Consider the following 25,569-nt stretch of genomic DNA (forward strand, 5'->3'; position numbering starts at 1 on the left):
TATCAGTTACTGGCGATGTTTTTAATGGCGTCAAAGAGAGATTGGATATGCTTAACCACGTCTTCTTCACTGAGGTTATGAGGGTTGTATTCGATTAAAAAGTCTACCTGATCCACACCATGGAAATTTATAATATTCAACTGTAGCGGCAGGCTGTGATGTTGGTGAGATTCGTAGCTGAATGAACTCGGCATGCCAGGTGTGTCGCTGAGCTGTTCCAGTTCCATATAGCCAAACCTGAACTCACTTAACGGTATGTGTGGCGGCAATTTAAGGTCTTCATACAGGAGTTCTGGCGGTAGTTTTTTATGTCTATAGGCATTTTTTAATTGTGTTGAAACTTGCTGCGCTTGCGTTGCTAAATTTAGTTCATCTGATAATGAAAACTCATGAACTAACATATTTGCCATGAATGCAATTAAATTACTTTCACTTTTTTTGCGTCCGTGAACAGGCAAACCAACACGCAATTGATTTGAGTTAGGTAGAGGGAAATCTCGGTTTAATTGACGCACCCAAAGGGTCAGCAACAGTGTTGATATACTGAGTTCATGTTGATTTGCAAACTCAACGGTTGGTGCGAGTTGCGACCGAGGTAAAGAAAGGTGTATCGCTTTACTTTTTAATGGGTTTGAGGGTGAAAAAAGCCTAAATTCAATCGGTGCTGCTAAGTGATTTAGCCAAAATGTTTTGTCCTTTTGATACTGATTTGATGTTAAGTATTGCGCCTGCCCAGTGGCATACTGAACAGGTTCAAATTGAGTATTTGTCGGCGTGATACCTTTATCGTAGTAGTCTACGACTTGCTTTAAATAAGCAAACGCACTGTATCCATCACAAATTAAGTGATTGGCCAAAAAGGCTAGCCAAACTTGATTGTTTGGCAGTATGAAAATTTCATTTCTGTGTAGCGGGTACTCAAATGCAGAAATAGGCGTTGTAAATAACTTTTCTACTTTTTCATGGGCTGCTTGCTCTGCGCACTCAAAAGGAAGTGCGGATAAATCGGTGATGGGGTAAGTGTGCTCACAGTGAGCATGTTGATATTGCGCCACGCCACTAGGTGTTGGCTGAAAATAAAAGTCAAAGCTTGCGTGACAGGCCATCACAGCCTTTTGTGCTTCGACAAGTTTATTGGCATCTACCTGTGTAAATTTAATGACGCCGCCTGCGTTGGCGATAGGCAAATGAGGGGCAGCGCTGCAAAAAGCGAGCATCATATTTTGTAAGAGTGTGATCGGGATTGTATTCATACTGGTTTGTCTAGGTTAAGGTGAGACCACCATCAACCTTGATTACGCTACCTGTTGTCCAAGGTTGAGATAGTAAGTTATTAATAATAAATGCAATGTCGTTGACTGTGCCAAGCCCAAATGGGTGCAGATCCGCGAGTGCGTCAAGTCGCGTCTGTTGCTGTAAATCGTCGTCTCGATGTAGGTGTAGCATGGGGGTATCTACACAACCAAGGGCTAATGCATTCACACTAATCTTTTTGGCAGCGCCAGCAATCGCCGATGCTTTCATAATTTGCTCCAGCCCTGCTTTGGAAGCGCTGTAAACGGCGCTAGTGGCAATGGGCTTTTCAGCAAGCGTAGAGCTGAGTAAAAGAATCGCACTGTTTTGCGGCATATATTGAATTGCTTGCTCGCAAAGTAATAGAGCGGATACGAGATTCACATTAAGTTGTTCAGTGATGGAGTTAAGTTGAGTTTGTCCAAATTGCTCGTGATAACAGACGCCTGCTGCGTAAATTAAAGCGTCAATAGGTCCGGCACTCTCATGTATTGACTGGAATAGAGTATGCGTGTTCGTAATATCAGCAAGATCGCAGCGCCATGGGATAAAACGCTCGAACGCATTCAACGGGTGACGTTTATCTATGGTTCTGCTGACACCAATGACTCTATCACCCTGCTTAAGGCGCTTTTTGCACACTTGATAGCCTATACCAGAGCTAGCACCTGTTACTAAGACTGTTTTACTCATGTGGTCGTGATCCCTTGGTAGTAATTGATATTGGTGGGCAATATTGATTCCAAAGAGTTGGCATGGTGAACAACTATTTCATCTTCTGGTATAAATTTAGGAGTATCTATACACAATATGGTGGCTAACTTGTCACTGAAATTATCGTAACCGTGAACCGTACTTCTGGGCCAATCATAACTGCTACCAGGCTCTATTTTTTCGGTATTAAAAGAAAGGCCTTCATCAAGTACTAATTCATGTTCATCCATTTGAAGGTGGATATGCGCAGGAATAGACTGACCCGCGTCGATATTGAGTAAATAAATGCCAAACGTATCATTTTCAAATAGGATATCGACCGTACCAAAATGTTGCGCTTCGAACTCAATTATGTGTCGTTGATATGCACCTTTTTGGTTATATTCAAGCAAAGGAGAGCAGACATTAATTTCAATATAGTCAAGTTGTTTGAAGCGGCAAAAAAGTAGATTAGGAATAATGACCAAAAATTCAGAAGCACTTATGTCGCATATTCGATCATATATGAATTGAACTTGTGCCTGAATTTCTTGTAGCTGAATTGAGCTTATCGTGTTTTGTAGATTAAGTTTAAGTTCAATTTGCAGGTCCGGTGCAAGATTAAGATCAAGGTCTTGTTCATAAGGTGGCATGTAGCACCTCCTCACAGTATGTTTGAGTTAGCGTGGCATTAGGAGTATTTAAAATATGTGCTTTGAGCTGCTTAAATGCACAGGCCCTTGGGTGTAATTCATTTCTTTTATCGATGTGCATCGAAGCGAATGTTGAACTCAGTCCTTGAGGTATAAATATGGGCTCAAATCCAATGCGGTTACTTCCTTTTGCTCGCCAGCTGATGGTACCTTGTACTTTTCCGATAAAGGTGTAGGCATCACCGCATGGATAAGCGAGGCTAAGCGCGCACACCATCTGTGCTCGCCGATCGTTTTTGGACTCCATTCTTGTGAGTAGATGTTCAATCGCATATTCGAAACCACCTGCTTGACTTGCCCACCGCGCTGTAAATAAGCCCGGTAAACCATTTAGTGCATCAATACATAGGCCGCTGTCATCAGCAATGGCAGGACGCCCTGTAGATCGCGCTGTTGATAGTGCTTTAAGTTCTGCATTTTCAGCAAAGCTGTCTCCGGTTTCTTCAATGTCGTCAAGGCCCAATGAATATGCCGAACTAATTTGTTGGTAATATGGTTTTAATAAGGCTTTAATTTCTATGATTTTACCGGTGTTTTGGCTTGCAATGACTATTTCGTCGTAAATAAATGGCTCAGTCATACACATCCTCAGAAGTGTTTGTTGTACACCTTGCAATGCAGCTTATAGCGCAAATGTGGACGAAATGTGTAAAGTTTTTGTTATCTGGTTTTATGACGGGCGGTCACTGTTTCCTACGCATTAAGGGGATTAAATCTAATACAGTGTTGTTGGTTAATATAAACGCCATAGGAACCCTCTTACATCTGATAGTCTGTATTTATTTCAAGCATTTTCATACTGTGATGAATGGGTTTATTTAGATTTTAAAAGGCTGAAGGAGTTAAAATATATTGCTAATTTAGTGGCTTATGTTGCTTATGGTTTATTTTATGAGCTAACTGTTTAAATTCTAGAATATTCAGTTTTTATGTTGGGTTCAATCCGTTTTTATGGTTTTTAAATCTATATTTTTATTTTAATTTTTTTTGCTATTCAACCTGGATTAGGTAAACTTTTGTAAAGTTTCGCTTTTGTATTTACGCCTTGTTAATTTTTTAATATGTTTTATCTAGTTTATAAAAAATGATTAAACAAGGGAGTTAATAAGATGAAATTAAAATCAATGTTATTTGGTGGTGTAGCAGCTGTGGCGATGACACTCGGTGTACAATCAACGGCTCATGCATACATGACGATTTTGGTGACTTGTATAGATAAAAATAACTATAATTATTTATGGTCATCAAAGTCTATCTTTAGGGCTCAGTTTCAAGCTGACTTAGATCGTTGTCGCCGTGATGGCGGTTTAGCAGAGGTGGACTATCTATAGGTCTTGAATCGAATATGCACTTTTTATAAGTGCATATTTTTAACTTAGATAAGACATTTTTTATATTTGAATCCCGACCAATCTGCAGTATTAGTCAATTAATGAACTCTGCATAATATAGTTTGGCCCAGCTGGACTACCTAAATACTTCTTGCCAGTGTCTGTAAATCCAGCTTTTTTATAACATTCATAAGCTAACGTATTACGGCAGTTGACAGTTAAGCAAATATGATTAAATTGCGGGTAAAATGCGTTTAAAAAAGGGATTAGTGCGGCAACAGCTTGCTTGCCAAAGCCTTTGCCTTGTTGGCCTTTATCGATGACAAATGCGCGGATCCCAACACCATCTTGTGGGCAAAAGTCGTACTTTTTCGCATAGGCGAGATCCAGCTTAAAATAACCAATCACGTCTTCTTGATGTTTTATGACATGCAAATGCGTGGTGTCGCATATTTCTTCTAAAAACTCTGACGCAGTGCCTGCAAATTCAATTTGATCCTGCTCGATTTGGACGCGTTTTACCTGCTCAAGGTACCTATCACAGAGCTTTGTTATCGTTATCATAGGATGCTCTTAATTGTTATAAAGTAACAAAATCATAAATGATAACGGCGAAAATTACCATAACGGGAACAGCTTGGCTTTACAGTGACATCAATTCAGCTCTGGCTTGCTTATCTAGTTTCTCAAGTGCGTATCGAAATGCCACACGTGGCATCTCTTTATGATGTGTTTTGAGATAGTCAATGACTTCATTGGGTGAGGTTTTAGAGAGTACTTTGAGTAACCAGCCATAGCCTTTTTGCACTAAATCATGCTCATCATTGAACAAGAGATCGGCAGCGTTTAAAGGCGCACTTTGGGGGTATTTCCCTTTATTTAACGGGTAGATTAAGATCACGGCAACGGCTCTTCTAACAGCAAAGTTGTCATGTTTAGCCCATGCATGGGTTTTATTTATTAACTGCGGGTACTGCACGATTAACTCACCAAAAGCATGTGTGCAAAAATCGTCACAGTCATACCAATCGGTTACGTATTCGAGTAGCCACCGCTCAAACACTTCAAATGTGTTTGGGGTATATTGTTTTTTAACTCTAAATGCCCAGTCAAAGGCGATTAAACTGAGCATCCACTCTCTTGACTCAAGTAGCTGTTCACAGAGTTCAAACACTGAATCGATATGATGATCAGGCAATGCGCGGTACAGAGATGCTGATATTTGACGAGTTTGTGCCGTTTTGATTTTTTGTTCTGGGTAGCCAAGCTCTGCAAGCGCTTGGTGTGCGGCGTCTTTAATATGCATAGCGTATTTCAGTAAGTTGTTTTAAAACACGGTAGCTGAATTATAGGAAAAGCTCAAAGCCGCACAAATAAACTAGCGACTTTGAGCATTTATATTAATGGGAGGGGAGTTCAGCCGCTTGCCAAATAACTTGATAGTGCGGGTCTGCTCGCCACTGTTTAAAGTAGGTGTTAAACAGCGCCTCCCAGTCATCTAATCCAACTTGGTATTGATCTACCAGCGCTAAATAATTGTCTTTGTCGTACGGTGCCATGGGCATTAGGTACGCTTCAAACAAATATTCATCATATCCTGGACGCTGCGTGAGTAAGCCATCCATAATGACTTGGATGTTACCCTCTGTTGCGTGTTCGATATAGTGTTTGCATGACTCAATAAACGCATGCTTTTCGCCTTGCTCAAAGTGCAAGCCTTGGTTTTTTGCCATGTCGTAAAACTGCGTGACAGGCAGTGGCGTTTTGTTTGCCACATGAAAGACCGTATTGCGTTTTTGTTCATCATTCATGCCAAGTACGATGGCGGCAGCGGCTTTATCAACCGGAATAATATCCAGTAAATACGGAACATCTGAGGGCTGTACAGTCGTTCGCATCATCATTTTTAAAATTCGGTGGAAAATATCATCGGTGTTGCCAATGCCAGTTTGTGAGGACCCGGAGATCTGCGCAAAGCGATAAATGGTGTAGGGCACACCACACTCTGAAGCTTGGCGGATATTCTCCTCTTGCACCCATTTAGATTGACCGTAGCCACTACAAATGAGCTCAGCATCAGTGACGTCAATAAAGTCTTCGATGGGGTTCACTGAAAAGTGCGAATTTTTGACTTGTGTACTGGCGGTCGTGCTCGAGACAAAGTGCATCATTTTGAGCGATTTTGTCGTGGCCATTTGTAACAGCTGATTGGTGCCCGCCACTGACTTTTTAAATGCAAAGTAAGGCTGAATATGATTCACGTAAGAAGCCGTGTGAACTATGTGCTGCACATGTTCGCACAAGCTTTGCCAATCGTCATCAGACAAACCAAGCTGGGGCTTTTCCATATCTCCAAGCATGGGCACGATGCGACTCATATCAGGGGAGAGCTGGTAGCTTTTTGCTGCTTTGTCAATACGTTGCTTGGCCTCATTTAATGAACTTGCTCTGACGATGCAGTAGATGGTGGCATCTGTCTCATCCATTAATTGCTGAAGAATATGGCTGCCTAAAAAGCCTGTTGCGCCAGTGAGTAGCACTGATTTTACGTCGCCTTCATAGGCTTTTGTTAGCCCAGTAGTATTCGCTGTTGGAGTGAAGCCCGCGTCTAAAATAAAGTCAGGCTTTTGCTGGCTATCTTCACTTTGGCTATCTGTTTGCTGCACAGCATAGAGCTTTTCAATGTCTTCAATGAATGCCGCTATGGTATTCATGTTTTTAAACGCATCTGCCTGTAGTTCAATGTTAAGCTGCTCTTTTAATTGCTGAAAGGTTTTCAGTAAAGAAATTGAGTCAAAGCCATATTCGTATAGGTCACACTCTAGGTCTAATTCATCTGTTGAAATGCCAATCACATTGCTGACGATTTGGATCACTGCACCTCGTATATCAGCACTGTTCACTACTTCAATCTTTGTATCTGATAAGTGTGTGACCGTGTCAGCGGGCGCAACCTCGCGACTCATTATGCGCGAGATATTCTGATAGATTTTATCAGGCGATGCGCTCAGTAAAGCGCCCATATTTGTGACCTCGTTGCTCAACAAGTGTTGCATTAAGCTAAACGCTTCAGGCATGGTGATAAGCTGATAGCCTTTTTTCTCGGCAAAGCCATTTTCAATGCTTTTAACAGGGTCGTCCGAATGCCAGTATCCCCAATTTATGGCCAGTGATTTACCATGCCTTTCACCTGCCAGTACTTGTTGTTGACGGGCGTGGGCAAATGCGTTTTGAAAGCCATTGCCGTATGAATAGGATAGGTGATTTAAACTGCCAAATACCGCCATGGATGAGAACATCACAAACAAATCAAGGTCGGTATGTGCAAATACCTTGTCCAGATTGATTGAGCCTTGTACTTTGACTTGCATCGCTTGTTCAAAGTCAGCCCAGTTGTTTTCATCTTCTTTAAAGGCGGTACCTAAATGCAATATGCCATTTAGCTGCAAGCTATGTTGATCCATGTACTTTTGAACCTCTTGAAGGCTTTGCTCGCAAGCGACATCTGCACTCAAGTAATGGACTTGACCTTGTTGAGATATTTTTAGTTGATTGAGTGAGTCAATACATTGCGCCTCTTTGCGTCTACCAAGTAAGATAAGTGTGGCGTTAAATTGCGTTAATAACTGCTCGCACAGTGCCATGCCTAACTCGCCCAGAGCGCCAGCAATCAAATACACCCCGTGTTGTTTAAAGTTGTTTGCACAGAGCGCAGAATTATTTGCAGGTAAAGCCGCTTTGTGCAGTGCTAAGCCAAAGCGAGATTGGTCTTGATACTTCACTTGGTTAGGTTGAATCACGTCGTTGTTTAAGCTTGGGCATACCAGCTCTTGCAGTAATTTCTCAGCCCACTCTGAGCCGTTATCAGCAAACTCAATAAGACTCCAAACATGGGCAGGGTTGCGCATGGTGTAGCTTCTGAGCAGTGCGCTGATGTCTTCATAACTGCTATTAATTTGGCTATTTGGCAAAGCGTAAAACATCTGCATCGCGTGTTTATCAAACTTGGCAATCGCCTGTATAAATTCGTACAGAGGCTTTATATTCGCAGGTTTTGTTTCTGCTTGCTCGGCAATGAAGTAAACAAAGCTAGGTAACGTATCTTGGTTAAATACAAAAGTTTCGAGCTCTGAAAAATGTACAATATCCACGTCACAGCCGTTGAGCTTAGCACGCAGTGGCTCAGCGCTTTGCTTATCCTTTGCAACGATAAGCCCTTTTTTGTTGGCAAGCAGCGGTTGTAGCTGTGCTTGCCAATCTAGCGGGCAACTCAGTGGCATAGCTTGCCATTGATTCTCTAGCAGTAACCAAGGTGCCGCAGGCGGCTTTGTGTTTAAAAACGGTGTACTTGGCAAGCTGACTTTTTGCACCGGTGTTTTATACAGCGCAGACCAATTGATTGTGTGACCTTCAAGCCAAAAGCGCAGTAGAGCCGCTGGATTGTGTGCAAGCTTTAACACATCGTTATCCGTAATCGCCTCAGCTTTTGTGCTTGGCACCTTTTTAATCATTAAAGTATTGCTTTCAAGCTCAGTGCTGAGTTTTTGCTTTAAAGCTGCAACAGAGGAAACAGTCCAGCCTGTGCGGTATTTGTGCGCCGTCCTGCCTAATTGCAGTGTATAAACGAGGGACTCGAAAGGCACAGTCGGTTGCTGCTCAAGATAGGCATTGAACGCCTTAACTTTTGCTTCTAGCGCCGATTGGCTGGTAGCTGAAAGCACGATGGCAGATTCAGTATCCGCTGCTGTGGCCTCGACGACAGGCTGTTTACTGTATTCCTCAAGTACGATATGGGCGTTTACGCCACTGATACCAAATGAGCTCACCCCAGCACGGCGTGGTTGCTCACTTTGCCAAGGAGTCATCTCTGTTTGTACTTTAAATGGTGAGTGCTCAAGGCCTAAGTATGGGTTGAGCTCATCTACATGGAGTGATGGCACTAAAGTTTGGTGTTTAAGCTGTAACAATACCTTGATCACTCCAGCAATACCTGCGGCAATTTCAAGGTGACCGATATTACTTTTCACTGAGCCCAGCGCACAGGTTTGCGCGTTACTTGTCGCCGCGCTGATTTTTTTATACGCGGTCTTGAGAGCATCGAGCTCAACAGGATCGCCAAGCGAGGTGCCGGTACCATGGCACTCAATGTAGCTGAGCGTGCTTGGGTCAACGCCCGCATCTTGCCATGCTTTGTCCAGCAGGCGAGTTTGCGCTTTTGCATTGGGGACCGTAAAGCCTTGAGACTTGCCGCCGTGATTAATGGCGGAGCCTAAAATCGTCCCATAGATGTGATCTTTATCACGCTCAGACTCACTTAGTTTTTTAATAAAGATCATGCCCACACCTTCGCCGCGCACAATACCGTCGGCATCTGCCGAGAAAGTGCGACAACGCCCTGTGGGTGAGAGCGCGCCAATGTTATGCATGGCAATTGATGCACTGGGTGAATCAATGACATTCACACCGCCTACGATGGCCTGATCACATTCACCATTTTGAATGGCTTGTACCGCCTTGTGGATAGCAACGAGAGAAGACGAACAGGTAGTATCAACGCCTTCACTAGGACCGTGTAAATCTAAGAAGTAACTCATTCGATTTGGCGCATAGGCAGAGGAGGTGATTAAGCCCTCGTGATATCCAGCCTGACAGCCAATGAATAGCCCAGTATTGGTGCCAGCTAAGGATTTTGGATCATAGCCTGCATCTTCAATACATTGCCAAACATGTGACATTAGCAAGCTTTCTTGGAGCTTAATACGGTCACTTTCAGCAGGAGCTATATTGAAAAATAGCGGATCAAAGCGTTGGTTTCGCTCAAGACGGCCAAGCCAATTAATATCTTTTGGTAATGGTTGTTGTGAACGGGTATCAGTATTTTCACTTGCCCAGTCAAATTCAGTTACACAGTCTGTTTGATTGGCGAGGTTTTGCCAAAATGCATCAATGTTATTTGCTTGTGGAAATTGTGCGCTGATCCCAATGATCGCGATGCGATCATCCATTTCATTCTTCTGTTCAGTAACTTGGGTCTTTTGAAGCTCAGTATGATCTGAGTTGTTCCCAACCAATTTATCGCTGTGTTCGTCCAAAATATGGGTCAAAATACTGTTTAAAGTAGAGTGCATAAACAGCACGCTCGGCGACAGCGTTAGTTGGTATTTGGCGTTCACTTGGTTGATAAAGGTGATAAAAGCGATAGAATCTGCGCCAAAGTCACCTAAGTCTGTATCAGGATCAAGCTCGTTGGCATCCACTCCTAAAATGTCAGCGGCAATGCCGCTTAAGCCCGTTTTTAGCTCAGCAGTGAGTGCCTCGATATTGTCAAACTGGTGTGCATTGGGCGTACTGCTAGCATTGGCTGGCTGCGCCGTTTTCGTATATTCAACGAGCGTTTGAGGGTGTTGTAGCGCACTGTAAAATGCATCAATACCTGTGCGTGTCGGCATAGGTGTAAAACCAGTTTGTGCCAGCAGGTCTTTAAAATCAGGATTGATCTTCATGCCGCCATCTTGCCAATACGGCCAGTCGATACTGGCGCTCATACCTTGGCGTTCACCGCGTTGTTGCAGTCCAGTGCGGTAGTGCATATAGCTATCTAAGAAGGCATTGGCAGTGGCATAGTCGACCTGCGTCAAAGCTCCATTTACGCCACTTAGCCCAGAAAAACAGACAAAAAAGTCCAATGCCAAATCTTGAGTGGCTTCATCCAATGCAACCACGCCCGAAACTTTAGGGGCTAGCACTTGCGAAAAGCTGTGTTTATCTTTTTTGCTTAAAAGCGTGTCTTTAACAATGCCTGCCGCGTGAATAACACCGCACAGCGAACCATGTTTGGCAAGGATGTCACGGACCATTAAAAGCACATTCATTTTGTGTGAAACATCCACGCTTTGGTACTGCAATTGGGTATTTGATGTGCTCAGTGCCACTAACTGCTTTTGCACTTCAGGATGGCTTTGCGGTTTACGACCTGCCACGACAATGGTTTTATTAAATGGCTGTGCACTGATCGCCTTGATAAAGTGCTGACCTATGCCACCAAAACCACCTGTGATGAGGTAAACGCCATTTGCTTTAAACGGCATTTTTGGCTCAGCTGGTGTAATTGCTTGATAGGTTAATACTTCACGCTCACCCTTGGTGTAACGAACAAATTTAGCATCAAAGCCACTTTGTTCGGCGCGGAGCATCTTCGCAACTTCACTGTCTATCACTTCTGTGTCTAACACCGACAATTGGGTTTGCAGTGTTTTGTGCTCTAGGCTGGCTGTTTTTAATAATGCATGGAAGCAAGTATAGAGGTTCGCTTGAGTATCGGCGGATGCAGTGTCGCCAATGACCAGTTGCAGTATTATCTGCTTTTTGGCCTTTGCTAAGTGTTTGATAAGCTCAACCAGTTGAAAGCCATAGTCTGCAATTTTTTGCTCAATCGCGAAGTGTTCACTGTGCAATGTATGTATTTGCGTATCTGGCAGTTCACTGAATTGTGTACTTGCAGTGCAGTTACACAAAACAAGGTGGTTTTCAGCATGCGCGGCTGTCACATGAGCTTGGTTTGCGGTTTGGGCTTCTTTGACCCAAACAGGGGCTTTCAGCGTCACTTTAGCCTGTTCATCATCACCCACTTTAGGTACTTGCACGGTTTGTGCATCGCCAAGAACAATGGTTTTAAGTGCAAACGGATAAGTAGGCAAGCTGAGCTTTGGCAGCTTTGCACCTTGATAGATAAAGTCCCAGTTTGTGAAACCGGTTTCTACCCAGTGGGCTAAGATCTCTTGATGATCTAAAAGCTTTAACGCACGCTCTAAATCAATTGAGTGTGTTGGCTTAGTTGTGGCTGTTGGCACGTATTCAGCGAGTTTTGATTTCAGCTCAGCAATAGAGCTGACGACAAACCCAGTGCGAATTGACATCACCGTACGGCCAGTTTGCAAGGTATAAGCCAGTCTTCTTAGGTCTTGCTCAGTTAAGTTATTAGCAGCTAAATAGTCGTGTAATTGCGCGACTTGTTTGTCTAATACCGCTTGCGTGTGTGCAGAGAGCACAATAATGGCCGGTGTATTTATCAGCTGGCTTTCAAGCTCGTGATGCTCGATGTCATTGGCTTCTTCTAACACGGCATGGGCATTGGTGCCGCCAATGCCAAAAGAGCTCACAGCTGCGCGCCTTGGTAGTAGCGGTGTGTGCCAATCTCGTGTGCTATCGACCACATAAAAGGGGGAATTTGCTAAATCTACGTGCGGATTAGCATTATTGTAATGCAATGAGGCTGGCAGCTTTTTGTGATACAGCGCCAGCGATGTTTTAATCAAGCCAGTGAGGCCCGCCAACGTATCGGTATGACCTAGGTTAGATTTAACCGCGCCTAAACCGCAAAACTGTTTGTCGCCGCTATATTGCTGATAGACCTGCTGCAAAGATGAAAACTCAATGGGGTCACCAAGGGCAGTGCCGGTACCATGGGCTTCCACATAGCTGATTGAAGCTGGCGAGATGTCTGACGCTTTTAAAGTTTGCTCAATGACGTGCATTTGGCCTTTGGTGCCCGGAGCGAAAAAGCCCGCTTTGTCTTTGCCGTCGTTATTTACTTTAATACCACGAATGAGGCTGTAGATGTTATCAGCGTCATTGACTGCATCATCGGCGCGTTTTAATACAATCACAGACACGCCGCTGCCGCCAATCATACCGTCGGCTTGTTCATCAAACACCTTACAGCGCGCATCGCCTGCAAAGTTGAGCCCTTTCTCGTATTCATATCCGGTGTAACGTTGCGGATAAAGGCAAGCTGCGCCGACAATGGCGTAATCAATCTCGCCAGCTTTTAGTGCACTGCATGCTAGTGAGATGGCAGACATAGACGATGAGCAGTTTGAATGAACAAACAAGCTTGGGCCAGTAAAACCAAGGTGATATGAAATGGTGGTTGGCAGTGTACCAGGTTGATTAATGGTCGAAGCCACATAGTCTTGTGCATTTAAAATAAACTGACCATCTTTAAACTTGTCTTGCAGGTTTAAATCTGGGTTATCCGCACCAGAGGATGACACATACACGCCCGTATTTGGCATGTTTTCAGCGCAGTAGCCTGCATCTTCAATGGCTTTCCACGCATGCAGTAGCAATTGACGTTGCGAGTAGCTCATTGTTTTGGCGTTCTTCTCAGAGATATTGAAAAACTCTGGGTCAAATTGGTCTTGGCCCTCAACCCAAGAGTCGAGCCAGGTAATATCGCCTTGCTCGGTAGACTCACTGAGTCGTTTGAGTAAGTCTTTTTCGTTGACCAAATTATCCCAAAACTCGGTGTGGTTCTGCGAATCAGGGTACTGGCAAGACAGGCCGATCAATGCGATATCTTGAGTGCTATTATCTTGATTGTGAGAATTGCTATTAGCTGCATCGCTTGTTATCTCTTGAGCAGGCGCTTGCGTATGCGTACTTTGCGCTTGGGCGATAAAGTCTGTCATCGCATCTATGGTGCTAGATTGAAAAATCTGCGTGAGCGGAAACTCAACATCTAACTGTGATTTGAACTTAGCAGTGAGCACATTGGCCAGCAGTGAATCACCGCCGGCTTCAAAAAATGGCACGTTGGAGGCGATGTGGTCGACTTCTAAGACTTGCTGCCAAATTTGCGTCACCGCTGCTTTGAGCGCTGATTGATCAGTCAGTTTAGGTGTTGCAGTGAGGGTGCTGGCGTTAGATTTTGTGTCTAACATTGCCGTGTGTGACGGCACAAATGGTAACTGCTTTGATAATGCTTGTTTATCAATCTTACCGTTTGAAGTAATCGGGAAATGGGGCACCAATACAAAATAAGCAGGTATCATATATTCAGGCAGTTTGCTCAGTAAATCGGTGCGGATCTTCGCGGTCGATGGCGCATCAGGGGCAATGATATAGGCGACCAATACTTGGCCACGTTGCTTTTGTGCGCTAGTGACATAGGCGTCTGTGATGTAGCTCAGTGATTGCAGTGCGTGTTGGACTTCACCAAGCTCAATGCGGTGACCACGGATCTGAACTTGGTCATCGGCTCGGCCCATGTATTCCAGTAAACCAGACTCATTGAAGCGGGCCAAATCACCTGAGCGGTAAAGGCGTTTGCCAGCGCTGTGAGTAATAAAGCGTGCATCAGTCAGAGCCGGTTGATTGTGATAGCCTCGAGTCACGCCACAGCCAGCGACAAAAATCTCACCGACTTGGCCTGCTTGAACTGGTTTGAATTGTTCATCTAACAACAATACTTCGTAGCCGGGTAGGGCACGGCCTATGATACTGCGCGCTTGTACGTCATAGGCCATGCTCGCATTTATGGTGACTTCGGTCACATGTACCGTGGTTTCAGTAATGCCATACATGTTCACAAGCTCAGCGTGTGGCTGTGCTTGCTCAAACCAAGGAGCCAGTTTGCTCACATCGAGTGCTTCACCACCAAATATCACTTTACGCAGTGCATTGTGTGGGCTTGCCAGTAAGCTATCCATCAGTGGGTAAAATGCCGATGGCGTTTGGTTCAAAATAGTCACTTGGTTATCGATGACAAACTTGGCAAAACGCACAGACTCTTTGCGAGTAAGCTCATCAGGGATCAACAGTTTGCCACCGTGTAGTAGCGCGCCCCAAATTTCCCACACCGAAAAATCAAAGGCATAAGAGTGGAATAAACACCAAGTGTCTTGCTCGTTAAAACCAAATAACGATTGGGTGTTGTTAAACAAGCTGCATACATTGTGATGCTCAACCAAGACGCCTTTTGGCTTGCCCGTTGAGCCCGATGTATAAATGATGTACGCCAAGTTGGATGCAGATGCGTGATTGATATTGGCAACCTGAACAGTAGTTGCAAGGGCAGCTTGCAAGTTAATCACTTGATGGTGCTGGTAGGCCCCTGCATGCTGCATCTCTGTGCCAAGTACTAACATGCTTGGTTTGGCGTCTTCTAAAATATGTTGAATGCGCGCCGCAGGTGAGTTGGGATCAAGGGGTACATAGGCTGCACCTGATTTTAAAATACCCAGTATCGCGACGATTAATTCAATAGAGGGTTTGGCACATAGCGCAATAAGGTTTTCAGTGCCTTGCTTAAATTCAGGGTGATTTAAGAGCGTGTTTGCAAATTGATTGGCTTTGTCGTTGAGCTGACGGTAATTGATTGACTGCATACCAAAGCAAACCGCAATGCGTTCTGGGTGCGTAGCGGCTTGTGCTTCAAACAAATCGACTAGGGTCGGTTGAGCTGCTGGTTGTGTTTGTACATTAATAAAGACTGGTAAGCTGCCAAGTGCTTGCTCGCCTGCAAACATCACGTCATCAATTAAAGTTGCATAGTCTTTAGCCAATGCATCAATAATTGCTGAAGGGTAGACGGTTTCATCAAATTTAAATGCAACTTTAAAGCTGTGTGATAAAGGGGTGACTTCCAAGCTTAAATCTAGTTCAGGCTCCTGCACACATTCAGGCCAAATGGCGTTTACTAAGTCTTGATTAGACTCAACCCAATCTGGTTTTAAGAAGTTATGGTAGGCAAACCCGATTTGGAAAATCGGATGGCTGTGCATCGCGCGTTTCGCACCTGTTGCGCGGACGATTTCAGCAAATGGATAGCCACTGTGCTTTATAAGCTCGCCTAGCTGGTGTTGGTTTTGTAGGGCCAATTGCGAGAATGAGTGCGACTGATTGACAGAAGCCCTAAGTGGCAGCTGGTTTACAAACAAGCCTAATGAATTGGCCATATCACTGGTTGGGCGGTGCAGCACTGGCACACCCAAGGTGAAGTCGCCACGCTGCGTTTTGGCACTCAACAGGGTTTGAAACGCAGATAAGAAAAACGCGGCAGGGTTTATCTTATTGCGACTGCAAAATTGGTGAATACGCTGCACTTGGTTGCTATTCATTGCCAGTTCAAGTCGTTTTGCTTGCTTGTTCGCATGTTGCTTTTCTTGCTTGCCTGCCAGCACGAGCTCAGACTCAACACCTTGCAACTGTGTTTGCCAATAATGTGTTAGCTGTGTGCTTTGTTCGCTGTTGAGCATCTGCTTTTCCCACTCAAGGTAGGTGAAAAAGCCAGTATCTGGTTGAGCTTGCTCTAGCGGCTCATTGGCGACCAAAGCGTGGTAAGTTTGCCATAATTGTTCAAGCAATAGGGTCGCAGAGACACCGTCAATGATGAGGTGATGGAATACTAAAACCATTACATCGAGCTGGCCGTTTATTTGCCAATGTGTTGCGCGCCACAGCAGCGGGCTGTGTGCTGAGTGTGATTGTGTCATCGCGAATGGCAGCTTGATGTCAGCTTGGATCAAATCAATCAAGGCTGATTTTGACGACACTGGCGTGTGATTTTGTACCAGTGTGGGCGTAAGCCCTGTGATTTTTTGTTGAGGTAAGCCTTCTACTTCTGCAAGCTGCACCGACAAAATGGGGTGTTTTTGGCTGAGCCAGTTAAGCGCAGCCTGCATGCAGTCCACATTTAAGTCATTGACTTCAAAAACCATTGGTACGTGGTAAGTGCTTAGCTGCGGGTTTTGCTTGTGTAGTAACCACAGACCTTGCTGAGCTTTTGACAGTGGCATAGGCCCATGTAAATTTGCACTGGCTGGCGTGCTTTGAGCCAAAGGCTCATCCACTTGCGTTGGCAATTGGTGCGCAGCCAAATAGTCACATAACTCATTGATGGTGCTTATCTCAAAAAGCAGTGCGGGTGGTAAAGTTTCAATGTTCAAAAACGTATCAGACTCAAGCCTTTGCACCACAGACATCAGCATGATGGAGTCAAAGCCCATGTCTTTAAAATCAACCTCATCGTCTAAGTCTTGCACATCGATTCTAGTGATGTCGGTAATAATTGACTTAACGTGGTCGCGGATCTGGGCGTGGCTTTTTCCACCCTCAATAGAGCCTGTGTTGATGCGCTCAGTTGTGGTGCTAGGCCTGTGCCAAAGCTGTGTTAATTTGCTGGCATCGCCATATAAAAAACAGTGCTGAGTAGGGATGTTATGCAAGGTAAAAATACGATAGAACGCGTCGATACCTGCCTCATTCGGCATGACTTCAATGCCTTGAGATTGCAAAATAGACGTGGTTAATGAGTCAACTTGCATGCCGCCTTCTGACCACAATGGCCAGTTAATCGACAGGCTCAAACCGCTGCGCATGCCTTGTGATACTTGTGTTTGACGAGCCGCCATAAAGCGGTCCATAAAGGCGTTAGCGCAGGCATAATCTGCCTGTCCCATATTGCCAAATACACCCGCAATGGAAGAGAAGCAGACAAAAAAGTCTAAATCACATGTTTTACTTGCTTCATCTAACGCGATTAAGCCAGCCACTTTTGGCGCAAACACCTGCGCGACTTCTTGCGGCGTTTTATTGCTTATCAGTTGATCTTTGATCACCCCGGCACTGTGAATTATGCCTGTGATACCACCATGTTTGGCTTTGAGGCTTGCAAACAGGGCGTTGACGTCATCATGATTGGCAATATCTAATGATACATAGCTCAATCTTGAATGCTCGCCTCCAAGTGCATCAAGGTGTGATTGAATCGCATCACTGTGTGCACGGCGGCCAACAAACACAATATGTGCTTGTTGAGTATGTTGAATGATTTCTTTGGCAAAGGTTTGACCAAGCTGGCCAAGGCCGCCTGTTATGACATACACACCATCTTCTTTCCACGGCAAAGTGGTGGTGTCAACTTGCTGATAGGCTTGCAAGTCAAAGCTTAAAACCTGTCGCTGTCCTTGTTGGTAGCGTATGCAGGCGTCTTGTTTTTTTGCTTCATCCTCAACAAGGTGCTCAAAATTATTTGTATCATCAACGGCAATTAGCTGAGTCTCAATATTGCTGTATTCAATGGCGGCTGTTTTCAGTACACCATTGAGTGCAGATAAAAGTGAGGTTTGGTCTTTCACTACAACTTGAACAAGTAACTTGCTCGGCGTCTTTTTGGTGATGGTGCCTTGCTGTAGTTCGAGCTGCTTAAAATAGCCGATAAGTCCATTTGTATAGGTTTCTAATTGCGCTTGAGTTTCAGTGGCTGTGCAGCTTAGACGCGTGCTTGATACCGAGTATATTTCCGGTAAGTCATCACCAAGCAATACAACTTGACGATGATATGTCGCAGGCTCAGTAGAAGTTAACGGCTTGTCTGCCCAGTTTGCAGTGTAATGGAGCAGTGCGGACGGTGCAGTGGATGATTGTGCAGTTGGTGTGTGTGGTACAGGTTCAAACGCTTGCGTGTTTTGCTCGTTTGCGCTTGGACTATTAAAGTTGAGTGCAGCACTTGGCTCGCATTTTTCAGCTGATTTATGTGTACTTTTTTCTGGTAGCCAAAATGACGTTTTAGCGAACGGATAAGTGGGTAAACGTAATAGCGCTGGCGTTTGCTGTGCGTACAATAAAGGCCAATCGATGTCAGCACCAACAACCCAAAGCGCCAGCAACTTGTTCAAGTCGCCTTGTTCTATCCAACGCATAAAGTCACTGCTATCCAGTGCGCTTAAAATTTCTTTACCTTGTTTGACTTCTCCTTGCTTGTAGTGACCACGCGCCTTGTTTATAAATTGCGTCAGGCCATCTTGCACATCTGCAATGGTGCTTGCGGTAAATGCCATGCGATAGTCCATCTCTTCACGGGCGCTTTGTAGCGTGAAGGCAAGGCTAGTTAGGGCGCTGTCTTGTACGTTTTTGCGTGTCAGCCATGACTTCAAGGCGTGTGCTTTGTCATTGAGTGACTCTTTGCTTTTGGCGCTAAGCGTGATGATCACAGGCAGCGAAACGGTGTTTTGCTGCTGTATAGGCTGAGGCAAATATTCTTCAAGTACAACATGGGCGTTGGTGCCACTAAAGCTAAAGGAGCTCACCGCAGCACGGCGCTTTTGCCCGTTGTCGCTTTGCCATGCGATGGCTTCTTGGTTGACAAAAAATGGCGTGTTGTGCCAATTGATATGACTGTTGCCTTGCTCATAGTGAAGCGAGGCAGGAATAGTGCGGTGCTTCATGGCAAGTAGTGCTTTGATCACCCCTGCAATGCCCGCTGCGGTTAGGCAGTGGCCGATGTTGGTTTTGACCGAGCCCAGCGCACAAAACTCGTTGCTGTCGGTGTGGGCTCTGAATGCGCGGGTCAGCGCCTGAAACTCAATGGGGTCGCCCAGTTTTGTGCCTGTACCATGGGCTTCTATCATTTGAATTGAGTCGGGTGCGATATCAAAGCGTGCGTAAATATCACGGTGCAATTGCTCTTGTGATAAAGAACTCGGTGCGGTGATCCCGCTGGTGGTGCCATCTTGATTGGTGGCAGAGCCTAGGATCACACCGTAAATGTGGTCGCCGTCGCGCTCGGCGTCTTCAAGTTTTTTCAGTACGAGCACACCTGCGCCTTCACCGGGCACAAAGCCATTAGCACGATCATCAAAGGTATAGCATGTACCATCTGGGCTCAGCATGCCCGCTTTACCCGCATGAATGGAAAATTTAGGCGTGCATAAAGTAGCAACACCGCCGACTAGGGCGCTGCTGATCTCATTGTTGTTTAAAGCTTGGCACGCACTGTGAAGGGCAACCAAAGAGGACGAACACGCCGTGTCTATGGCAAGGGCTGGGCCTTTTAAATTTAAAAAGTAAGAAACACGAGCTGGGATAACAGATCCTGCATTGCCCCAAAACACTTGTGCGGGCGCATCTTCTTCGGCCAAGCCAGCATAATCACTTTGCGCACAGCCCAAGTATACGCCGACATTTTGACCCGCAACTTTGGTGATCATATTGGCATCTTCTAATGCTTTATACGCTTCTTGCAAAAAGAGTCTTTGCTGTGGGTCCATGTACATGGCTTCTTGCGGCGTAATTGAGAAAAAGGGCGCGTCGAAGAGGCTGATGTCATTCAGCAAGCTGGCGTATTTGCTCCAGCTTTGCTGATTGTCAGTAAGGCGTGATAAATCCCATCGTGTTTGTGCTTTGACCGAGGTGTGTTTTTCCGCCAGCATGCTCCAAAACTCTTCGAGGTTGTCTGCATCACCAAATTGACCGCTCATGCCCACAATGGCGATTTTACCTCTGTGAGTAGGTGCTTGTGTTGTTAAGTTTTCTTGCTCTGCTTGCACCACTTTGCTGTGTGAGCTGTGCTTGCGCAAGTTGTGCGTACTATCAGGACTTGGCTGCGCTTCAACCGCTTGTTCAGATGCGTTGCTGTCGCTTTGTGCTGGCATTACCGCTACTACCTGCTCTTTATGTTCTGCGATGATATAAGCACTCAATGTGTCAATTGATGGGTAATCAAATAGCAAGGTTGCTGGCAAGTTTACGTTAAACTTGGCATTGATCTCATCCAGCATTTGAATGGCTAAAATAGAGTCTACCCCGTAGTCTGCAAATGACTCATCTGCGTCTAATTCGTTAGGAGCCATGTCTAGGGCGGCACTTGCAATGTCAAATAGCGCATTGTGGACAAATTCAGTCAGCACAGAGGGATCTGTATTGTGTTGTGGTTGTTGTATTGATGTACTGCTCATACTCTGTGTTGCTTTGGGGTTGTCTCTTTTGTCTTTGTTCTTGGTGTGTGTTGGCGTTTTTGCTTGTAAAGAAAAGCCATCGCTCTGGGCGCAAAAAACTTGCTGAGGAGTGCTTGCATCGCCAGCGGCAAAGGCGTTTTCAAATCCAGTTTCATAAAGGGCTTGTTGCCAGTTTTCGATAGACAACATCGGCGAGCCTGCTAAGCGCAAGTGCGTATCTTGGCTTAGCCACCATCCTTCTAATAAGCCGAATGTCAGGTGTGTAAATAAGGAGGTGTGTACCACTTCATTGATAAGTAAAACACCGCCTTGCTTTAAGCAAGCTTTGGCATTTTGCAGGGTGTTTTTAATATCCGCAGTGGCGTGTAGAACGTTAGTGGCAATCACCACATCATAGCTGCCGATATCAATATTTTGACCTGCAAGAGGCTTGCTGATATCTAGGTATTTGGTATCAACAAATGGGTAATCAGTTTGATACTGCGCCTTGGCATGGTTAAAAAATGCTTTAGATAAGTCGGTATAGGCGTATTCTTCGACTTGCCACGGTTTAAGCGCTGGTAAAACCGAGCGGGTCGTGCCGCCAGTACCTGCGCCAATTTCAAGCACGCGTATTGATTCCAAGTTGGCTGTCGCCAAGTAGGTTTGCAGCTGCTCAATCAACACCGCATTTGCATAATCCGCAACCGGATTATTTTGATAAACCGCTTCGACTAAGGCCATAGATGCATTAGGAAAGAGCGCATCTGTGGCTTTGATCTCGCCATTTAAAATGGCAGGCAAATTCGCCAAACAATTATCTAGTAGATTCTCTGATGGGGTTGAAGTATGGGTTGCTTCAACAGGTTGAATAACGCCATTTTGCATTAGCTGGTGCGCCTCTAAATAGCGCTCGGTCTCTGTCCACCACTTACGGAAGTACTCAGGCAAAATGGCAAGGGCTTGTTCACGCTGGGCTGGGTGTTGCCAGCCAGCTTGGTGGAGCGCCGCGCAAAGTTGGTGTAGGTCAACCTGCGCTTTGCTATCTTGCTTAGGCGCTTGATATTTAGAGTTTTGCTTGGCGAGTGCGTGCTGCGCGCCTTGTGCACTAAAGCTCCGTAACTTAAAGGTATCGGTTAGTGCGGCTTGTGTGATTTTAAGCACGCCCGCTTGCGTTAAGTTTGAGCCCATCAAGTTGGCTAGTGCTTGCATGCCTTGTTCTGCCTCGATAGAGCCAATGCCCATAGCCGTCATTTTCTTTTGGTAGTACTCGTCTTGGACGACGCCCACAGAGCCCCAGTATCCCCAATTGATGATTTTAACTGGGCACTTATGTTGGTAAGTGCGAGCAAGTGAATCTAGATATACACACCCTGCGGCATAGTTACTTTGCCCCGCTGCAGGAGAAAACGACTGCATGGATGAAAAGAACAAGAAAAAGTCTAAATCTGCTTGGCTGAATACTTCCAGCGCGACTTCTCCGGTTTGCTGTTTGGCGTGATAGCTGCGGTTAAATTGCGCTTCCCCCATGTTTGTCAGCGTTTGGTCTTCTAGGTGTAAAATTGAATGCACCACACCATTTAAACTGCCAAATTGACGGGTGATGTCTTGATATGCACTTTCCATCGCATCTTTGTCACTGGCATCACATTGAATGTATACAGGGGCTTTACCAAGCTTTGCTAAGCGGTCAATATCGCTTTGAATGTCAGCATTTAGTTCACGGCGGCCAAGCCAGATGATTTGCGCATCGTGGTGCTTTATCATCCATTCGCTCCATACTTGGCCAAGACCGCCAGCCCCGCCCTGTACGAGATAGGTGCCTTGTTTTTGCAGACTCGCCTTGTTAGCTGTCGCATCTAGATAGGTGTGCTGCGCCAGCTCAAAGCTAAAGTATTGCCCGGTGCGATGCGCATATAAACCCGCAGGTAACAACGTAAATTCACTTGGGATTGAGTCTAGTTGCTCTGCATCTATGATGCGCACCGTCCAGCTTGGGTATTCCTGTGCAACACTTTGCAGTAGGCCAATTAGGCCAGCACCTTCACAGTTAACTTGTTCATTTTGGCCAAAAACGGCTTGTGTTTGTTTTGTCACTAAGGTGATTGATAGTGGCTTGCCATCAAACCCGTCTGCCAACATACGCTTGAGTTGTTGGAATAAAGCCAGTGGCTGTGCGTACTCATCTTGTGCCAGCCAAACCAGCTGATTGGTGTCATTACTCTCTGTTAACCAATCTGGTTTTAATGCCTGTGGCCCAAAATAAGCTGCGTGCGGTTCAGGAGACGTTGCAAAGTCGGGTGTGACTGCTTGCCAGCAAGGTGTGAGCGTGAGCAAGTCTTGTGTGCTTGGTTTGACAGCATCTAATGATACTTTTCGAGTTGAAAAGCCTTTAATACCCATAAGTAAATTGCCATCGAGATCACAAATATCCAAATCAAACTTTTGTGTGTTATCTGTATCGGTGCTTGTTTGCGTTGCTTTGACCCAGACTTCAGTGTGCTGTGCAGCACTTAATTGTTGTGCGTTGTAAAAACATACTTGCTCGGTGGCAAATGGCAGGGCTGCGTGTGATTGGTCGGCAAATATGATTAAGGATTGCAACGCCGCATCGACGAGGGCTGGTGATAGGCCAAAGCCTTGGCTACACGATGATGGTACGGCCACTTTGGCGGTTGCTGTTGTACCTTGTTTACTTAACTGCTGTAGGCCTTGAAAGCGGGTGCCGTAGTCTATGCCCATGTTTTTAAACGTGGCGTAAGCGTCACTCGGGGTAAGCAGCTGATCAGACTCGGTGGTTAATTCAAATAAGGTGACGGGCGCGCTGTGCTGTGACACTTGCACTTGTCCTGAGGCACAGACTTGTTGTTCGCCTTCGTGCTTTTGCCACACTTCAAATTGCATTGCACTATCTGACTGCCAAAGGGATACATAAACAGTGTTTTGCTCAGTGGATGTCCCTTGTTCAATGCTTATAGGGCGTAGCCATTTGACGTTTTCGATTTGAATGGCATGGGACGCATCTAAATTGTGGGATAATGCGATGGCTGCACGGGCCATTTCTAACGTGCAAACCCCTGGTAATAGGCGCTCGCCATTGATTTGGTGGTCAGCCAAAAAGAATTCGTCGCCAGTAAAAGTCGAGCTAAATAGCAATTCATCAAAAGCAGGTAGTGCTTTATGCAGGAGTGGATGTAAAACCTCGGTTGTTGGCGCATCTTTTTTTGAGGTTATCCAGTATGGCTTTGGATTAAACGGGTAACCGGGCAGGGCAAGTCGCTGTGGTTTAGCATCAGGATAAAGTGCTGACCAATCAACAGTCGCACCTGATAGCCATTGGCTTAGTGCATCTGAGGCGTTTTGATTATCTGCTGTTATACAGGTACTCGCGTTGTCTTTATCTGCTTTACCTTGCTGCCAAGCGCCGTTTTTACCTTCAATAAACAAGTTAAGCTGTTTTGTTACTTCTGCCATTGAGCGGGCACTAAAAGCCAAGCGTTGGCTCATGCTTTCGCGGCCAACTTGTAGGGTAAATGCCAAATCGGCCAAGCTATCATCAGTTAAGTTTTGCGCTTCAATAAAGGCTTTGAGCGCTTTGGCGCGCGTCATTAAGGCCTCAGGCTTTTTGGCGGAGAGCACAATCACGGCTGGCGTATCTAAACTAACGGTATTTGCTATTTGAGCTGGTGGTGATTGCAAAATCACATGGGCGTTTACCCCTGCAAAGCCAAATGATGAAATACCAGCAAGCACATGCTTTTGCGCTAAGGGGACACAGTCAGTTGCTAAGGCAAATGGTGATTTATCCAGCGTGATTTTGGGATTTAATGTCTCGAAGTTTTGTAGCGGCGGTACTTGTTGGTGTTTAAAACTCAAGAGGACCTTGATGATACCCGCTATGCCTGCAGCGGACTCCAAGTGACCGATATTGGTTTTGACTGTACTGAGATAACAAGTAGAGTCTCCGTCTGACTTTTTAGATTTGGTGGCACGAAAAGCGCGTTTTAGACCCTGAATTTCGATTGGGTCGCCAAGTCGAGTGCCTGTCCCATGTAGCTCAATGTAAGATAAATCATCACTGTGGATCCCCGCATTGTCGATGGCCTCTTGAATGACACGAGATTGCGAAAAAGGACTGGGTGAGGTGAGGGTATTGGTGTGACCTGAATGACCGACACTGCTGCCTTTGACCACGCCATACACTGTAAGGTTTTCTTTTAAAGCGCGCTCTAATGGCATCAGCAGTACCATGCCCACGCCTTCGCCACGCACATAGCCATCGGCGTTGGCATCTAGCGTTTTGCAGTGCCCATTTGGTGATAATACTCCGAGCTTACTGAATGACACATAGCGACTTTTGGTGATAAGCAGGTTAACACCGCCAACTAAGGCTGCGTTGATCTCTCCGGCATTAAAGTCGTTCATGGCTTTGTGCAATGCAACCAAAGACGATGAACACGCGGTATCGACGGTCTCGCTGGGGCCTTGGAAATTAAAATAATGGGAGATGCGATTGGCAAAAACCCCAGTCGACATGCCCGTTAAAAAATGCGGGTCGATATTGCCCGTGGCAAGCTCTTGATAATCGGTATTACTACAACCTAAGTACACACCCGTTTTGGTATTTTTGAAGGTGCTTGGAGACAAACCCGCATCTTCAAAACATTGCCACGCCAGCTCCATGCTCAGGCGTTGTTGTGGGTCCATGCTTTGCGCTTCTTTGGGGGATATGGCAAAAAATCCGGCATCAAAACCGTCAATATTGTCGATAAATCCGCCCCATTTACTCACGATTTTTTGTTCGTCTTTTTTCGGAGCTGGGTCAAAGTCATCTTGCCATCGAAAGCGCGCCGCAGGGATCTCACTGATACTACTTACTTTGTTTGCTAAGTTGTGCCAAAACTGCTCTTTGTTGCTGGCGCCGGGAAAGCGTAGCGATATACCAACAATGGCAATCTCTTGTTGAGCTGATGTGTGTTTGTTAGCCGTAGTATCTTGCTTGTTTTTCATGGTTTGTCTCAGTAAAACGGGTGTAACTAATAA

At 45.4% G+C, this 25,569-nt stretch carries 8 protein-coding genes; 1 reads left to right on the plus strand and 7 read right to left on the minus strand.

The annotated features are described in order from the left end of the window. Positions 1 to 2 precede the first annotated feature (2 nt). From JF50_RS03095 to JF50_RS03110, 4 genes are read right to left on the minus strand one after another with little or no spacing between them, the layout of a single operon-like run. On the minus strand, positions 3 to 1,253 hold the full coding sequence (locus JF50_RS03095) for a condensation domain-containing protein (RefSeq protein WP_039608021.1): 1,251 nt from the start codon (positions 1,251 to 1,253) through the stop codon (positions 3 to 5). A 10-nt stretch (positions 1,254 to 1,263) separates the two neighbouring features. Beyond that, complete coding sequence (locus JF50_RS03100; RefSeq protein ID WP_039608022.1) at positions 1,264 to 1,986, minus strand: SDR family NAD(P)-dependent oxidoreductase; 723 nt, start codon at positions 1,984 to 1,986, stop codon at positions 1,264 to 1,266. Beyond that, positions 1,983 to 2,639: a cupin domain-containing protein gene (locus JF50_RS25935; protein WP_052262111.1), complete on the minus strand. Its 657-nt coding sequence runs from the start codon at positions 2,637 to 2,639 to the stop codon at positions 1,983 to 1,985. The genes JF50_RS03100 and JF50_RS25935 overlap by 4 nt, the downstream gene beginning before the upstream one ends. After that, positions 2,626 to 3,279, minus strand: a complete 654-nt coding sequence (locus JF50_RS03110; protein ID WP_052262112.1) for a non-canonical purine NTP pyrophosphatase — start codon at positions 3,277 to 3,279, stop codon at positions 2,626 to 2,628. The genes JF50_RS25935 and JF50_RS03110 overlap by 14 nt, the downstream gene beginning before the upstream one ends. Positions 3,280 to 3,808: 529 nt before the next feature. Here JF50_RS03110 and JF50_RS03115 point away from each other — a divergent pair. Next, entirely contained in the window at positions 3,809 to 4,030 is a 222-nt protein-coding gene (locus tag JF50_RS03115; protein ID WP_039608023.1) for a hypothetical protein, read from the plus strand. 90 nt (positions 4,031 to 4,120) lie between these two features. Here the strand turns inward: JF50_RS03115 and JF50_RS03120 are convergent, their stop codons facing one another. The 3 genes from JF50_RS03120 to JF50_RS26890 all read right to left on the minus strand — a co-directional run bounded on the left by JF50_RS03120 (position 4,121) and on the right by JF50_RS26890 (position 25,536). Then, entirely contained in the window at positions 4,121 to 4,594 is a 474-nt protein-coding gene (locus JF50_RS03120; protein WP_039608024.1) for a GNAT family N-acetyltransferase, read from the minus strand. A gap of 79 nt (positions 4,595 to 4,673) precedes the next feature. Next, positions 4,674 to 5,336 carry a DNA alkylation repair protein gene (locus JF50_RS03125; protein ID WP_039608025.1) on the minus strand — a complete coding sequence of 221 codons (663 nt, stop codon included), beginning with the start codon at positions 5,334 to 5,336 and terminating at the stop codon, positions 4,674 to 4,676. A 94-nt stretch (positions 5,337 to 5,430) separates the two neighbouring features. Then, on the minus strand, positions 5,431 to 25,536 hold the full coding sequence (locus tag JF50_RS26890; RefSeq protein WP_039608026.1) for a non-ribosomal peptide synthetase: 20,106 nt from the start codon (positions 25,534 to 25,536) through the stop codon (positions 5,431 to 5,433). Positions 25,537 to 25,569: the final 33 nt, after the last annotated feature.

This window comes from Pseudoalteromonas luteoviolacea (assembly GCF_000814765.1).
GTDB classification, from domain to species: Bacteria; Pseudomonadota; Gammaproteobacteria; order Enterobacterales; family Alteromonadaceae; genus Pseudoalteromonas; species Pseudoalteromonas luteoviolacea_H.

Excerpts from the sequence above, each read along its gene's own strand:
- JF50_RS03095 (WP_039608021.1), bottom strand. The coding sequence starts at position 1,253 with ATGAATACAATCCCGATCACACTCTTACAAAATATGATGCTCGCTTTT.
- JF50_RS03100 (WP_039608022.1), bottom strand. The coding sequence starts at position 1,986 with ATGAGTAAAACAGTCTTAGTAACAGGTGCTAGCTCTGGTATAGGCTAT.
- JF50_RS25935 (WP_052262111.1), bottom strand. The coding sequence starts at position 2,639 with ATGCCACCTTATGAACAAGACCTTGATCTTAATCTTGCACCGGACCTG.
- JF50_RS03110 (WP_052262112.1), bottom strand. The coding sequence starts at position 3,279 with ATGACTGAGCCATTTATTTACGACGAAATAGTCATTGCAAGCCAAAAC.
- JF50_RS03115 (WP_039608023.1), top strand. The coding sequence starts at position 3,809 with ATGAAATTAAAATCAATGTTATTTGGTGGTGTAGCAGCTGTGGCGATG.
- JF50_RS03120 (WP_039608024.1), bottom strand. The coding sequence starts at position 4,594 with ATGATAACGATAACAAAGCTCTGTGATAGGTACCTTGAGCAGGTAAAA.
- JF50_RS03125 (WP_039608025.1), bottom strand. The coding sequence starts at position 5,336 with ATGCATATTAAAGACGCCGCACACCAAGCGCTTGCAGAGCTTGGCTAC.
- JF50_RS26890 (WP_039608026.1), bottom strand. The coding sequence starts at position 25,536 with ATGAAAAACAAGCAAGATACTACGGCTAACAAACACACATCAGCTCAA.